11 protein-coding genes are annotated in these 15,507 nt (G+C 61.0%); 7 read left to right on the forward strand and 4 right to left on the reverse strand.

Annotated features, from left to right (window positions below; all coding sequences use genetic code 11):
• Position 1 precedes the first annotated feature (1 nt).
• The 5 genes from AB1N67_RS17185 to AB1N67_RS17205 all read left to right on the forward strand — a co-directional run bounded on the left by AB1N67_RS17185 (position 2) and on the right by AB1N67_RS17205 (position 6,631).
• Entirely contained in the window at positions 2 to 376 is a 375-nt protein-coding gene (locus AB1N67_RS17185; protein ID WP_043206723.1) for a phage holin family protein, read from the forward strand.
• Positions 373 to 702, forward strand: a complete 330-nt coding sequence (locus AB1N67_RS17190) for a hypothetical protein (protein WP_043206724.1) — start codon at positions 373 to 375, stop codon at positions 700 to 702. Before AB1N67_RS17185 ends, AB1N67_RS17190 begins: the two co-directional genes overlap by 4 nt.
• 75 nt (positions 703 to 777) lie before the next feature.
• Entirely contained in the window at positions 778 to 2,109 is a 1,332-nt protein-coding gene (locus tag AB1N67_RS17195; protein WP_090343858.1) for a deoxyguanosinetriphosphate triphosphohydrolase, read from the forward strand.
• A 272-nt stretch (positions 2,110 to 2,381) separates the two neighbouring features.
• Positions 2,382 to 3,002 (forward strand): response regulator transcription factor, encoded by a 621-nt coding sequence (locus AB1N67_RS17200; protein ID WP_043206726.1) that lies wholly within the window; start codon positions 2,382 to 2,384, stop codon positions 3,000 to 3,002.
• Between the two features lie 8 nt (positions 3,003 to 3,010).
• A complete protein-coding gene (locus AB1N67_RS17205; protein ID WP_367863314.1) occupies positions 3,011 to 6,631 on the forward strand; it encodes a transporter substrate-binding domain-containing protein in 3,621 nt (1,206 codons plus the stop codon).
• Between the two features lie 30 nt (positions 6,632 to 6,661).
• Here AB1N67_RS17205 and AB1N67_RS17210 read toward each other — a convergent pair whose 3' ends face one another.
• On the reverse strand, positions 6,662 to 7,009 hold the full coding sequence (locus tag AB1N67_RS17210) for a YggL family protein (protein WP_043206729.1): 348 nt from the start codon (positions 7,007 to 7,009) through the stop codon (positions 6,662 to 6,664).
• Positions 7,010 to 7,196: 187 nt separating this feature from the next.
• Between AB1N67_RS17210 and dacB the strand changes: the two genes are divergently transcribed.
• Entirely contained in the window at positions 7,197 to 8,660 is a 1,464-nt protein-coding gene (gene dacB, locus AB1N67_RS17215; protein ID WP_043206731.1) for a D-alanyl-D-alanine carboxypeptidase/D-alanyl-D-alanine-endopeptidase, read from the forward strand.
• A 262-nt stretch (positions 8,661 to 8,922) separates the two neighbouring features.
• On the opposite strand, the gene AB1N67_RS17220 is transcribed toward dacB, so the two are convergent.
• Both AB1N67_RS17220 and rlmKL read right to left on the reverse strand, forming a co-directional pair.
• On the reverse strand, positions 8,923 to 11,316 hold the full coding sequence (locus AB1N67_RS17220; protein ID WP_317847199.1) for a diguanylate cyclase: 2,394 nt from the start codon (positions 11,314 to 11,316) through the stop codon (positions 8,923 to 8,925).
• A gap of 96 nt (positions 11,317 to 11,412) precedes the next feature.
• A complete protein-coding gene (rlmKL, locus tag AB1N67_RS17225) occupies positions 11,413 to 13,605 on the reverse strand; it encodes a bifunctional 23S rRNA (guanine(2069)-N(7))-methyltransferase RlmK/23S rRNA (guanine(2445)-N(2))-methyltransferase RlmL (RefSeq protein WP_367863315.1) in 2,193 nt (730 codons plus the stop codon).
• Positions 13,606 to 14,158: 553 nt separating this feature from the next.
• Here rlmKL and AB1N67_RS17230 point away from each other — a divergent pair.
• Positions 14,159 to 14,374 carry a ribosome modulation factor gene (locus AB1N67_RS17230; RefSeq protein ID WP_080642046.1) on the forward strand — a complete coding sequence of 72 codons (216 nt, stop codon included), beginning with the start codon at positions 14,159 to 14,161 and terminating at the stop codon, positions 14,372 to 14,374.
• A gap of 99 nt (positions 14,375 to 14,473) precedes the next feature.
• Here AB1N67_RS17230 and AB1N67_RS17235 read toward each other — a convergent pair whose 3' ends face one another.
• On the reverse strand, positions 14,474 to 15,499 hold the full coding sequence (locus tag AB1N67_RS17235; protein ID WP_043206735.1) for a quinone-dependent dihydroorotate dehydrogenase: 1,026 nt from the start codon (positions 15,497 to 15,499) through the stop codon (positions 14,474 to 14,476).
• Positions 15,500 to 15,507 lie beyond the last annotated feature (8 nt).

Below are 15,507 nucleotides of genomic sequence, written 5' to 3' on the forward strand. Positions count from 1 at the left end.
CATGGAAAACGACGCCCCCGGCACCAGCGCATCCGGCAAGCGCCTCGGCGCGGCGTTGCTCGGCCTGCTGCACAGCCACATCGAGCTGTTCGGCATCGAGTTGCAGGAACAAAAATCCCGCACCCTGAGCCTGCTGCTGTTCGCAGGCCTCGCCCTGGTCTTCGCCCTCCTGCTGTTGACGGCCCTGTCGGGCTTGGTGCTGGTGTTGCTGTGGGACAGCTATCGCCTGGCCGGCATCATCGGCTTGTGCGTGTTCTACGGCATCGCCGCCCTGTACTGTGGGCTGCGCCTGAAAGCGGCGGTATTCGATGAGTCGTCCCCCTTCAGTGCCACCCTCGAAGAACTCGCCAAGGACAGGGAGCGCCTATTGCCATGAGCCTGCCCGAACTGCCCAACACCCGTAATCCCCGTGAACTGCGCAAGGCGTTACTGCGCCTGCGCCTTGAAATGCATCGCCAACAGATCCACCACGAATCGGCGCAACTGCTCGAGCCGGTCCGCCGCCTGCGTGGCATGGGCGATTCATTGCAAGATGGGCTGGGGATCAAGCATGCGCCGCTCTGGGGCCTGGGCGCTGTGGTCGCCCTGGGATTTCTCACCGGCAAAGGCGTGCGCAGCGGCAACCTCGGCAGACTCGTGCGCCTGGGGACTAGCCTGGCACCGCTGGTGCGATTGTTCCTGCGCAACAGTCGACGCCCCTGATCGATCGCGCCCGCTGCTTGCACGGGCGCGCCCGACACGGGAAGCTATGGCGTCCACCTGACGGGAGATCGAGCCTTGGACTGGCACACCCTGCTGACCCGCGAACGCCTGGGCAAAGCCCTGTACAGCCCCGAGGAACTGGGGCGCAGCCCCTTCCACAAAGACCATGACCGCATCATCTTCTCCGGTGCCTTCCGCCGCCTGGGGCGCAAAACCCAGGTCCACCCCGTTTCGAGCAACGATCACATCCACACCCGCCTGACTCATTCACTGGAGGTCAGCTGCGTCGGTCGCTCGCTGGGCATGCGCGTTGGCGAAACCCTGCGCGAGCGCTTACCGGCCTGGTGCGAGCCCAGCGACCTTGGCATGATCGTGCAGTCGGCGTGCCTGGCCCATGACATCGGCAATCCGCCTTTTGGCCATTCCGGCGAAGATGCCATTCGCCACTGGTTCCAGCAGGCCGCCGGACGTGGCTGGCTGGACGACATGAGCGATGACGAGCGCGCAGATTTTCTCAACTTCGAAGGCAACGCCCAGGGGTTTCGTGTACTGACCCAACTCGAATACCACCAGTTCGATGGCGGCACCCGCCTGACCTACGCCACTTTGGGTACCTACCTCAAATATCCATGGAGCGCCCGCCACGCCGACGCCCTGGGCTATAAGAAACACAAATTCGGTAGCTATCAGAGCGAATTGCCGCTGCTCGAGCAGATCGCCCGCAAGCTCGGCCTGCCGCAGCTCGAACAGCAGCGTTGGGCGCGCCATCCGCTGGTATACCTGATGGAGGCGGCAGATGACATCTGCTACGCCCTGATCGACCTCGAAGACGGCCTGGAGATGGAGTTGCTGCAGTACGCCGAGGTCGAGGCCCTGCTGCTCGACCTGGTAGGTGACGATTTGCCCGAAACCTACCGTCAACTGGGGCCCACGGACTCACGGCGGCGCAAACTGGCGATTCTGCGTGGCAAGGCAATCGAGCATTTGACCAACGCGGCAGCCCAGGCCTTCGTTGAACAACAGACCGCCTTGCTTGCCGGGCACCTGCCTGGCGATCTGGTCGAACACATGCACGGTCCAGCCAAGCGTTGCGTGCTCCAGGCCAAGGACATGGCCCGCAAGAAAATCTTCCAGGACAAACGCAAGACCCTGCACGAGATCGGTGCCTACACTACCCTCGAGATTCTCCTCAATGCATTTTGTGGAGCGGCATTGGAGCAGCACGGCGGGCGTACACCTTCCTTCAAGAGCCGACGTGTACTGGATTTGATCGGTAATCACGCTCCAGACCCGCACGACTCGCTGCATACAGCCTTCCTGCGCATGATCGATTTCATCGCCGGCATGACCGACAGCTATGCCAGCGAGATGGCCAGTGAAATGACCGGACGCTCCAGCCCTCCCTGAGGGCTGGGTACCCAATAGTCTTGAGGGCTAGTAATTGAAGGAAATTTCTTATTAGCCCTCAACAGAATTAAACACTTATCAATATCTAAAAATAAAAAGTTACTAAACCAGGTGCCTTTGGTGACGTCAACACGCTCAATTCGTAGCGCGCGTAGCTTTTTACTGTAGGCATTTTCCCATATGCGAGTCGTGGCAGCTCCTCGCATGTCCGACGACTTCCAACTGAGCTAAGGTGCGCATTATTTCCGACACCCGCCGCATGGAAGTTGAATATGCACTCTGTATATATTGTCGATGATCATCCCGTTATCCGCATGGCGGTTCGCATGTTGCTGGAAAACCAGAATTACAAGGTCGTCGGTGAGTCGGACAATGGCGTCCATGCCATGCAGATGGTCCGAGAGACACGTCCCGACTTGGTGATCCTCGACATTGCCATTCCCAAGCTCGATGGCCTCGAAATCCTGTCCCGCTTCCAGAGCATGGCCTTGCCCTTGAAAGTGCTGGTACTGACAGCACAATGCCCCGCCCTTTTCGCGGTGCGTTGCATGCAATCGGGAGCCGCCGGATATGTCGGCAAACAAGAGGACCTGAGCGAACTGCTTAGTGCAATAAAAGCCGTGCTCTCCGGTTACAACTATTTCCCCAGCCAAGCGGTTAACACCAGCCAGATTATTCCAGACCACGAGATACGACTTTTCCGACACGTTAACGACAGAGAACTTATGGTTTTGCAACTTTTCGCCCAAGGAAAGAGCAATAAGGAAATTGCGAAGGGCATGTTTCTGAGTAACAAAACCGTCAGCACCTACAAAAAGCGCTTGATGCAAAAACTTCAGGTCCAGACGCTGGTCGACCTGATTGATGTCGCCAAACGCAACGCGCTGGTTTGAGGTGCGACATGGGGCGGTACCTAACCTGCCTGTTTATCGTTGCCCTTGCGCTGGCTTGCCATCCAGCGCACGCCCACCAAAACAGGCCCAAAGCACTTAACCTCCTGACGCGCTCGTCGCTAAAGCCGGTTCTGCCAATGCTGACACCGACCCAGCGCCAATGGCTCGCTGAAAAACAAGAGTTGGTGATCGGTACATCCTTCCCGGACTACCCACCTTTCGATATCACCACAGGCGGGCGCGACTACCAGGGGCTCACCGCTGAATACGCTGGCCTGATCGGCATTGCGTTGGGATTGAAGGTCCGCGTGCTGGGCTTCGACAGCCGCCAGTCAGCGATCGAAGCGCTCAAGCATGGCCGGATCGACTTGCTTGGCAGCGCCAATGGTTATGAAGCCGTCGCAGGCCTTGCGCTCTCTCGTCCTTATGCGATCGACCAGCCAGTGCTGGTGACGCGAGAACATGAGCGCCGCGTACTGGATGACGAACTCAAAGGGCTGCGCCTGAGCATGCTCTATCACTATCTCTCGCCCAAAGAAGTACTCAGTGCCTATCCGAAGGCCGAACTGCTGGCATTTCGCTCCTCCACATTGGCGCTGAATGCTGTCGCTTTCGGCCAGGCCGACGTGTTCATTGGCGATACCATTTCGACCCATTACCAACTCAATCGCGGCCATCTCCCGCCTTTGCGCATGGCGAGCTTCGGCAAGCACGAGGCCATTGGCTTTAGTTTCGCCCTGCGCCGCCAGGACACCATTCTCAAGGAGGTGATCGATGCGACCCTAGAGAGCCAGACACCCATCATGGCCGCCAGCATCTTCAAGCGTTGGGGGGCGGGAAGCGATTATCTGCTGACTGATCGCAAGCTTCAGCTCTCGGCCGGCGAAGAGCAATGGCTGCGGGAACATCCGGTGATGCGCGTGGCGATCAACGAGACCGCCGCTCCGGTTTCCTACTTCGACAGCAACGGCAACTTTCGCGGTATCGCCGCCGATCTGCTGGACCTGATCCGGCTGCGCACGGGTCTGCGCTTCGAGATCGAGCGGGCCAGCGGCATCCGGGACATGCTGGCCCGACTCAAGGACGGCCGGGCCGATGTCATCGCCGCCATTTCCAGCGACGAAAAGCACGATGGTGCCCTGCATATCAGCCGGCCGTACCTGGAAAGCACCTATGTACTGGTCACCCGCGCAGGCAGTGACCAGGCGGCGTCCCTGGAGCACCTGCAGAACCGGCAGGTCGCGATCACCCGCGACAGCATCATGGCCGGCTTGCTCTCGGCCCGTTACCCGAAGATCAGCAAGATCGAGACCGACAGCCCATTCTTTTCCATTGCGCTGCTAAGCAGTGGTGAAGTCGATGCGGCCATCACCACCCTGATCGACGCCAACCATGCCCTGGCCGGAAACCCGGACTTGGTCATTCGCAGTACGATCGGCAGCGAGCCGGCCACAGTCGCGATGGCCACCAACAGCCAGGCCCATGCACTGGCGTCGATCTTGGACAAAGCCTTGCAAAGCATCTCGCCGGAGGAGCTTGGCGTGATCAACAATCGCTGGGGAGGCTATCGGCTGCATGACGACGTGTATTGGCGGGAGTTTCGTCGCCTGGCGCTGAAGTTCTTGCTGGCAGTCGGCTTGCTGTTGCTTTTGGCACTGATCTGGAACGCGCACCTACGGTGGCAGATCAGGCAACGCAAATGCGCCGAGCGGGCACTCAACGACCAGCTTGAGTTCATGCGAGCCTTGCTCAACGGCACCCCTCATCCGATGTATGTGCGGGATCGTGAAGGGCGGCTGCAAAGCTGTAATGACAGCTACTTGCAGGCTGTCGATGCCCAAACCGACGAGGTCATGGGCAAGCGACTGGATGAAAGCCCGGGTGCTGATCGGGAATATACCCAACAGATGGAGGCCGACTACGAGCAAGTCATGGCCGCCGGCACCCCCTTGATCCTGGACCGTCCACTGCGCATGGGAGGACGGGAGCTGACCATCTACCACTGGATCCTGCCCTATCGCGACTCCCTAGGTGAAGTCCAGGGGATCATCGGTGGCTGGATCGACATCAGTGACCGTCGCGAGCTGGTCCAGGAGCTGCGCCTGGCCAAACAACGTGCCGACGACGCCAACCGTGCTAAAAGCACCTTCCTGGCGACCATTAGCCACGAGATCCGCACGCCTATGAATGCAGTCATTGGCATGCTGGAGCTGGCAGTGCGCCGGGCGGATCGCGGGCAACTGGACCGGCCATCCCTGGAGGTCGCCTACCATTCGGCAAAAGACCTGCTCGGGCTCATCGGCGACATCCTGGACATCGTCAGGATCGAGTCCGGCCATTTATGCCTTTCCCCGGAGTCGGTCGATCCCAGCGTTCTGGTCGAGTCAGTGGCCAGGCTATTCGCTGGCCTGGCGCGACAGAAAGACCTGGCCTTGCAAGTGGTCATCGCGCCAAACGCCCGTTGCCACGCGCTGCTCGATCCACTGCGGTTCAAGCAGGTGCTGTCGAACCTGGTCAGCAATGCCATCAAGTTCACCGACCAAGGCCAGATCCAGATCAACTTGCTCGTGAACGAGGACACCGATCGCGATGGCCCGTGTCTGGAACTCAAAGTCCGCGACACCGGCATCGGGATCCACGAGGAGGCACTCAAGGAGCTGTTCAACCCGTTCGTCCAGGCCAATCCACACAGCGAGGGAGCAAGGGCTGGAACCGGTTTGGGATTGGCGATCAGTCATAGCCTGAGCGAGATGATGGGAGGGACGCTGAGCATCAAGAGCCTGCCTGGCGTCGGCACTCAGGTGACCCTGGTAATGCCCCTGCAACGCGTCGAAGCGCCACCGGTGACCACCCCACTGGTGCAGGACGTGGAGACACCGAACAGCGGGCTGAACGTACTGGTCATCGATGACCACCCGGCCAACCTGTTGTTGATGGAACAGCAGTTGAGTTTCCTGGGGCTGAGCCTGTCCGTCGCCAGCGATGGCCGTGAAGGGCTGGAAAAATGGCGCGCGGGCGGTTTCGATGTGGTGATTCTCGACTGCAACATGCCGCAAATGAACGGCTACCAAGTCGCTGAAGCCATCCGCGCGATAGAGCGCCAACGCGACTGGCCACGCTGCCTGATCCTTGGCTACACCGCCAACGCCCAGCCGGAAGTCCGTCAGCGTTGCCTGGACGTTGGCATGGACGACTGTCTCCTCAAGCCGATAGGCCTGCACACGCTGAATCAGCGCCTGGCAGGCATCGAACCGAGTTGGCATGCGTCGCCAAGGCGCAGGGCAAGCAAACGTCTCGCCCTTGAGGGCCTGTCCGCCATCGTTGGTGACGACCCGGACAGCCGTACTCGACTCCTCAACGCCTTACTGGAAAGTTTGATACAAGACCTGGCCACGCTGATGGCCATCGACCCGAAAGATGCACGGGCCATTGCCGCTCAGGCACACAAGATCCTCAGCACGGCCAGGATGCTGGAAGCCAGGGATCTGATGGAGGCGTGTGAAGCACTGGAGCAGGAAACCTTGCCATTGGCACAGCTGAAACTGCGACGGCAGGTATTGGCACGGCATATGCGCCGAACGGAGAAAGCGCTGGCCAGGCATTTGCAACACCCGGCCAGGGCTGGATGAGCAGCGCGTAAATACGCTGCTCGGGGCGGATCAGGAAGCCTGGGTGTTGATTGGCTTGTCCGGATACCAAGCGTCCAGCAGCGGGCTGAGTTCGATTTTGGTCAGTTCGCTGCGGCCCTTGAGCCACGCTTCGACAATGGCGCGCTGCTCTTCGCTGACCGAGCCACGCTTGGCCAGGCAAACCAGGCCGAAGTCATCACCACCGACGTAATCCAGGCCGTTGGCATCCATGGCTTCAGCGAGGAAGGCATCGAGGAAGGCATCGATGGCTTCGTCGGACAGGTCTTCCTTGAATTCCAGGTTCAGTTCGAAACCCAGCTCCTGGAATTCGTCCACGCACAGTTTCTTGCGCAGGCGACGGGAACGGTTGGTGGCCATGAAACTATCCTCTTGAGTATTAACGCGCGGCACTTTACCAGTTTCCGGGCGGCTGCGGCGCTTTTCCGTCGAACATGGCCCATGGAGGATGCGCTTGGGGCATAATGCGCACTATATTTCGTCCTGGGGCCATCATCTTGTACAGCCCCAATGTCACTTTCCCTCGTCCGCAGGGTTCAAATTGCACATGATCAAAACGCTCCGTCCCCTGATTCTCGCCAGCCTGTTCCTGCCCTTCGCCATGCCTGGCCAGGCCGCGCCCGTCAACACTACCCTCCCGCCGAAAGTGCAACAGGCGCTCAAAGCCAACAAACTGCAGGACTCAGCCCTGTCCCTGGTGATGCTGCCGCTCAACGGTCCCGGCACGCCCACCGTGTTCAACGCCGATGTCTCGGTCAACCCGGCCTCGACCATGAAGCTGGTGACCACCTATGCGGCGCTGGAACTGCTGGGCCCCACCTTCCAGTGGAAAACCGAGTTCTACACCGATGGCACCCTGAGCAACGGCGTACTCAACGGCAACCTGTACCTCAAAGGCGGTGGCGATCCGAAACTGAACATGGAAAAGCTCTGGCTGCTGATGCGTGACCTGCGCGCCAACGGCGTGCGCACGGTGACGGGCGACCTGGTGCTGGATCGCAGCCATTTCGTTCAGCCCAACCTGCCGCAGTTCAATGACGACGGCGGTGATGTGAACAAGCCGTTCCTGGTCCGCCCCGACTCGCTGCTGGTCAACCTGAAGGCCCTGCGCTTCGTGGCCCGCAACGATGGCGGAAAAGTCACTGTGGCCATGGAGCCGCCGCTTGCGAACGTGCGCATCGACAACCAGGTCAAGGCCGTCGCCTCCAGAAAATGTGCAGGTGATGTACGTTACAACCCGGTCACCCAGGCCGACGGCGTCAGCGTAGTCGTCAGTGGCCAGCTTGGCGAAGGCTGCAACTCACAGACCTATCTGTCGCTGCTCGATCATCCGACCTATGCCGCCGGTGCGGTGCGAGCGATCTGGAACGAACTGGGCGGTAGCATTCAGGGCCGCGATCGCATCGAGAACGTGCCCAAAGGTGCACGCCTGCTGGCACGGGCATTCTCGCCGGACTTGGTCGAGGTGATCCGCGACATCAACAAGTACAGCAACAACACCATGGCCCAGCAGCTGTTCCTGAGCCTGGGTGCGCAGTTCCGCACGGATGCCGACGGCGACGACGCCCGCGCAGCCCAGCGTGTGGTACGTCAGTGGCTGGCGAAAAAAGGCATCACCGCGCCGCACCTGATCATGGAAAACGGCTCCGGCCTGTCCCGTGCAGAGCGGGTCAGCACTCGCGAGATGGCGGCGCTGCTGCAGGCAGCTTGGAAGAGCCCCTACTCCGCCGAATTCATCAGTTCCATGCCGCTGGTAGGCATGGATGGCACCATGCGCAAGCGGCTCAAGCGCACGGCCATGACCGGTGAAGGGCACATCAAGACCGGCACCCTGAACACCGTTCGGGCGATTGCCGGGTTCAGCCGGGATAGCAATGGAAACACCTGGGCGGTGGCGGCGATTCTGAATGATCCCAAGCCCTGGGGGGCATCGCAGGTGTTGGATCAGGTGTTGCTGGATCTTTACCGGCAGCCGAAGGTGGGAAGTACTGCGGCGGCTGGGGTGCCTTGATCGGCTTGGGCTTTCAGATAGTGTGATATCCATTCTGGGTGGGGCGCCACCGGCGCTTTTCGCCTTTACGGCGACCTACTTTGCTCGCAAGCAAAGTAGGCAAAACCGCTGGCTCCCACCTCCGGCCTCCTGAGGTCACGATCGGCGGCGACTGAACTACAGCGCACCAAAGGCAAACAAGCTAATTAATGTGTTGTTTGTTCCGGCCAATTCGCGGGTAAATCAGAGCGCCGAACCGCCGCGCCTACAGGCAATCCCACCCTCAGCGCAACTCCGCCTCAACCCGATCCCGCCCCGCCTGCTTGGCCGCATACACCCCGGCGTCAGCCCGCAACAGCAACGCATCAGCTCCCTCCCCCGGTCGCCAACCCGCCACTCCAAAGCTCGCCGTCACCCGGCCCACTCCATCGACCGGAACACTGCGAACCCCCTGCCACAGCTCCAATGCCAATGATCGTGCCTGCTCGGCATTGCTACCCGGGCAAAGCACCATGAACTCCTCGCCCCCCAAACGGCAAAACACATCGGTACGCCGCAGGCGACTGCCGATCCGCTGGCAAAGGCTGCGCAACACATGATCGCCCACCGCATGGCCGTACTGGTCATTGATCCGCTTGAAATGATCGATATCCAGCATGATCACCGCCAGCTCCAATCCGTCACGCTGTGCACGCTCCAGCTCGTTCTGCAATCGTTCCTGGAAATGTCGCCGGTTATGGATGCCGGTCAAGGCATCGGTGACCGAAAGCGCCCGAAGCTCTTCCTCCACCCGCTTGAGGTCGGAGATGTCCGTCTGGTAGCCATGCCACAAGGTGCATCCTCCCTCACCGATTTCGGGGGTAGCTTCCCCGCGCACCCAGCGCAGGCCCGCCTGAGGCAGTATCACGCGGTACTCCTCACGCCAGGGTGTCAGGTGCAAGGCCGAATAACGGACCGAGCGACGGACGCGCTCCAGGTCATCGGGGTGGATGCGTTCGAACACCGCCGATGCATCCTCACGCAGCGTCTTCAGATCGACTTCATAGATATCGTGCAGGCCTTGGCTGGCATAGGGGAAACAAGAGTGTCCGTCGGCATCCAGGCGGTACTGGTAGATCCCACCGGGCACTTCGGCGCTGAGCTTCTCCAACAACCGATCACGGGCCGCCAGCGCTTCATGGACGCGCCGCCGTTCGGTGACGTCGATGCAGATGGCCAGGTAGCCAACCCACAACCCCTGCTCGTCCAGTACCGCAGTGACCAGCATGTTGGCCAGCAGGCGGCTGCCATCCTTGCGCACCAAGGTCCACTCCCCTGCCTCGGTCCCTTTTTCCTGCACGGTCTCGGCAAACATCGCCTGGCCACCGCCGATCTCGCGTCCATAGCGCACGCTCAGGGCGTGGGCGCGCTGGCTGAGTTCCTCAGGGGGGACCAGATCCTCCAGCCGCAACTGACCAATGGCTTCGCTTGCCGAATAGCCCAGCATGCGCTCGGCACCGGCATTGAAGGTACTGACCAGGCCCTTGAGGCTGGTGGCGATGATGGCGACCTGTGTCGCGGCGTCCAATACGCTGCGCAGCTGATTGTGGGTATCGCGCAAGGACTGCTCGCTGACCCGCAATTCGCCAGTGCGCTGATCGACCAGTGCCAGGGCACGCTGACGCTGGCTGAACAGGCTGTAGAGCAAGGCACTGAGCAAGACGCTGAGCAAACCACCCAGCAAACTGACCACCACCACCGCGGAGGAGCGGTTGGCTTGGAGAAAAGCCCGGCTGGGACGGATATCGAGCTGATAATGGTGATCGGCCAGATGCAAAAGGTGGGTGCTGGCCAATGGCACCTGGGCGACGGTGTTGCGTGAGTCGAACAGCACCTCCGGCCCTTTGGCTCCGGAGGTATCGATAATGCGCACCACCAGGTTGTCATCCGCGGCAGGCGGCAGCCCTTCGGCGACCAAGCGCTGCATGCTCAGCAACGCCATGACATAGCCAGAAGGCAACCCACCGGGATCACCATCAGCGAACACCGGCGCCACGACCAGCACCCCACGGGCATAGGTAGGCTCGACATTGATCATGTCCAGCGGCGCAGAGACCGCCATGCTGCCGGGTGACTTAGCCCGAACAAGGGTGGCCTCGCGAAGGGGCTGTCCACGCAAGTCCAGGCCGTAAGGCTGCCCTTGCAGGGACGCCGCCTGGGTATAGAGCACCGGATAGTAATAGTCACGCGTGGGCGCAGGATGCCAGATACCCTGTGCGTCCTGATCACGAATCTGATACGCCTGCCCAAGCCAGGCACTGGCACGTCGCTCGAAATCGGCGCGTTGTCCAGCATCGACCCGGGGCGCCCAGGAATACGCCTGGGTCCGGTACAACAGTGGCCGCGCGTAACCGTCAAACTCCTGCGGGGTGATTTCGTTGGAATAACTGAAAAACCGTCGCAGGCCATCCAAGCGCTGCTCCTGGTCGTCGAAACGTTCGGCGATGCGACTGTACCGCTCGTTAGCCAACAGCTCGAAGCGCTGACGCAGTTGCTGCGTGTAGAAGCTCTGCGTGGCAATGGCCAAGGCCGCCGTCAACAGACCGCCAGCGACCAGGACCACCAACGCCACCCCCCAGGCGGGCAGCGCTTCGCGGAACATGCCGAGCACCTTCGCACGAACGCCACACTTCGACATAAAGCAATCTCATCACGTCAGCGTCCTGCGAATTGTCGGGCCCTTCGCGTCAGTTATAGCTATTGGCCACTAGCCACGCAACCTCATACACGCCGCTTATCGCGCCTGAATGCGCCACGCCCGGTGGATTCGATTGTTGCGCGCGAAATCAGGATCCAGGGTCTGATGACTGATCTCCTCGACGGCATATCGCTCGACCAGACTCGGATCGAGCTGGAATTTGCGGAAGTTGTTGGAGAAGTACAGCACCCCGCCTGGCGCCAGGCGTGCCATGGCCAAGTCCAGCAACTGCACATGATCGCGCTGCACATCGAACACCCCTTCCATGCGCTTGGAATTGGAGAAGGTCGGCGGGTCGATGAAGATCAGGTCGTAGCTGTCCCGGTTGCCTTCCAGCCAGGCCATCACCTCGCCCTGCTCCAGGCGATGGCGGTCCGAAAAACCGTTGAGCGCCAGGTTGCGACGCGCCCAGTCCAGATAGGTCTTGGACAAATCGACACTGGTGGTGCTGCGGGCCCCGCCCTTGGCGGCGTGCACCGTGGCCGTCGCGGTATAGCAGAACAGATTGAGGAAGCGCTTGCCCGACGCCTCGCGCTGGATGCGCAGACGAATCGGACGATGGTCGAGGAACAAGCCGGTGTCCAGATAGTCCGTGAGGTTCACCAGCAGCTTTACACCCCCTTCGTTCACCTCCTGGAAGCGGCCTTCGGCACCTTGGCGCTCGTACTGACGCGTCCCACTCTGGCGCTCCCGGCGCTTGAGCACCACACGCTGTGGGTCGATACCCAGGGCCTGCGGGATGGCGGCCAAGGCATCGAGCAGACGCGCTTGAGCCTTGTCCGGATCGACAGAGCGTGGCGCGGCATACTCCTGCACGTGCACCCATTCTTGGTAAAGGTCCACCGCCAGGGCATATTCGGGCATGTCGGCGTCATACAAGCGGTAGCAATCGACCTGCTCGCGACGGGCCCACTTGCCCAACTGCTTGAGGTTCTTCTGCAGGCGATTGGCGAACATTTGCGCGCCTTCGGACAGGCGCGCCGGTTCACTGGCCACGGCTGCCGGACGCTGCGCAGCGCCTGCATCCGGCTCGGCCGGGCGACGCTCGCCGGTAACGAACTGGTCGGGCTGAACCTTGAATAGCAGCAGCTTGCACGGCAAGGCGCCGTTCCAGAAGGCGTACTGCTTGTGGCTGCGAATACCCATGCGCTTGCCCAGCTCGGGGGCGCCAGTGAACACTGCCGCCTCCCAGCCCAGGCAGGCTTGACGCAAACGCTCCCCAAGGTTTTGGTAGAGGTACAGCAGGCTGGCTTCGTCACCCAGACGCTCACCGTAGGGTGGGTTGCTGATGACCAGGCCTTTCTGGTTCTGGTCCGGACGCGGTTCGAAACTGCCGACTTCGCCCTGATAGATCTTCACCCAGTCGCCCAGACCTGCGCGCTCGACGTTGTTACGCCCCGGCTGGATCAGCCGCGGATCGGCCTCATAGCCGCGGATCCACAGCGCAGGCTTGGCCAGACCCGCCTGGGCGCGGGCCTGGGCTTGCTCGTGAACTTTGCGCCACAACGCCGGCACATGGCCAAGCCAGGCCGTGAAGCCCCACCGCTCACGCTTGAGGTTGGGCGCGATATCCGCGGCGATCATCGCGGCTTCTACCAGGAACGTGCCCACACCGCACATCGGGTCGGCCAACGCGCCGCCTTCGGCGGCGATGCGTGGCCAGCCGGCTCGGATCAGCACCGCCGCCGCCAGGTTCTCCTTCAAGGGCGCAGCACCTTGCTGCAGACGGTAACCGCGTTGATGCAGGCTGTGTCCGGACAAGTCCAGGGAGAGGATCGCCTCGCCACGATCCAGGCGCAGATGCACACGCACGTCAGGATCAATCTTGTCCACGGACGGGCGCTGTCCTTCGCGGTTGCGTAGCTTGTCGACGATCGCGTCCTTGACCTTAAGGGCACCGAAATGGGTGTTGTCGATTCCGGAGCCATGACCACTGAATTCCACGGCCAAGGTGCCGTCAGCAGCCAAGTGATCTTGCCACTCGACCCCATGCACGCCGTCGTAGAGCTCATCGGCGTTTTTCATGCCGAAGCGCTTGAGCACCAACAACACGCGGTTGGCCAGACGCGACCACAGGCACAGGCGGTAAGCGGTTTCCATGTCGGCCGAGCCACGGATGGCAGAGGTGTGCTCCCGCACATCGTCCAGGCCCAGGCTACGGGCCTCCTCGGCGAGCAGGCCTTCAAGACCTTTGGGGCAAGTGAGATAAAGTTCGAAACGGTCCGACATGAGCAATCCAGAGCCTTGGGCTGATTGAGTGACGGGCCGACGCATCGTCCCGCCGATGTTTGCCCGCACGCCCTTCCAGCAGGCGTCCGGGTGGCCTTGCCCGCAGTCCGGGAAAGCCGGGCCACCTGAACGACAAGCCCCTTCGCACCCTGCGAAAGTGGATTAGATCGTCAGGCAGTATGAAAATTTCCAGCAACGCGGCCACGCATGTGACCCTTCGTCGCATTTCAAATTATTACTGCACACCCGACCACGACGCTGGCCAGATGACTGCAAAGGGCATTAAACCCTGATCATAGCGGGCTTAAGGACAAATCACGTTGAGTCGCAATTATTTACTTATCCTTTGACCCTATGAAACGTTACGTCCTTATGACAAATCGATCATTCACACTGTGACCCGCTTTGGTTAGAACTGGTCTCAGGTTGTCTCGCAACGAGGCAACACTTTCTGCTCGCCACGCCGGCAGCGAGCGCACACCGGCAGAACGATTCTGCCCGGCCTCGGAGAGGCCGACGGGACATTACAGTCAACAAGTGAGGGCAACACCCTATGAGAAGACTTAAGCGTGATCCGTTGGAAAGAGCATATTCACGTGGCTACCAATACGGGGTTACCGGCAAATCCCGCGAACTTTGCCCCTTCAATCTGCCATCCGTTCGTCAAGCCTGGATCAATGGCTGGCGGGAGGGCCGGGGCGATAACTGGGATGGTATGACCGGCACCGCAGGCATCCAGAGACTCAACGAAAATCACGCCGTTGGCTGAGACGAGGACACTGAATTCGAGTCACCATGCGCGCCCTATCCGGGCGGCGGGCTGAGGCCCAGGGGCCCCTTCAAGGGGCCCTTTTTTATGCCTGCCTTTTTACGGCCGAGGCATGGCAGCAATCGCGTCCACTGCCTCACGGATCAGCGCCGGCCCTTTATAAATGAAGCCCGAGTAAATCTGCACCAGGCTCGCGCCGGCAGCGATCTTCTCGGCGGCATGACGCCCCTCGGTGATACCGCCTGCGGCGATGATCGGCAACTTACCGGCCAGCTCGCCTGCCAGAACTTTCACGGTGTGGGTGCTTTTTTCGAGCACTGGCGCGCCGGACAGCCCGCCCGCCTCTTCACCGTACGGCAGGCCCTGGACACCTTCGCGGCTCAGGGTGGTATTGGTCGCGATCACTGCGTCCATGCCTGTCTCGAGCAACGCAGAGGCCACCATGGCGGTTTCTTCATCAGTCATGTCCGGGGCGATCTTGATCGCCAGCGGCACACGCTTGCCATGCTCACTGGCCAGTTGTTCGCGGCGCACGGCCAGCGCCTGGAGCAGTTGCTTGAGCGAGTCGCCGAACTGCAGGGTACGCAGACCTGGGGTATTGGGCGAACTGACGTTGACGGTGATATAGCTGGCGGCTGTGTAGACCTTTTCCAGGCAGATCAGATAGTCATCCACCGCGCGCTCGACCGGGGTATCGAAGTTCTTGCCAATATTGATGCCCAGCACGCCGTCGAAGCGCGACGCACGTACCCGCGTCAGCAAATGATCGACACCCAGGTTGTTGAAGCCCATGCGATTGATGATCGCAGTGGCCTCTGGCAGCCGGAACAGTCTCGGCTTGGGGTTGCCAGGCTGCGGGCGTGGCGTCACGGTACCGATTTCGACAAAGCCGAAACCGAGCTGGGCGAAGCCGTCGATGGCGGCGCCGTTCTTGTCCAGACCTGCGGCAAGGCCCACCGGATTGGCAAAGTTCAAGCCCATGACTGTCACCGGCAGCGCCGCCGGCTGCTTGCACAGCAGGCCATTGAGACCGAGGCGGCCACCGGCGCCGATCAGGTCTAGGGAGAGGTCGTGGGAGGTTTCCGGGGAAAGCTTGAACAACAGCTGGCGGGCCAGGGTATACATGGGCGGGC

The organism is Pseudomonas guariconensis (genome assembly GCF_040822035.1).
Taxonomy (GTDB): Bacteria; Pseudomonadota; Gammaproteobacteria; order Pseudomonadales; family Pseudomonadaceae; genus Aquipseudomonas; species Aquipseudomonas guariconensis.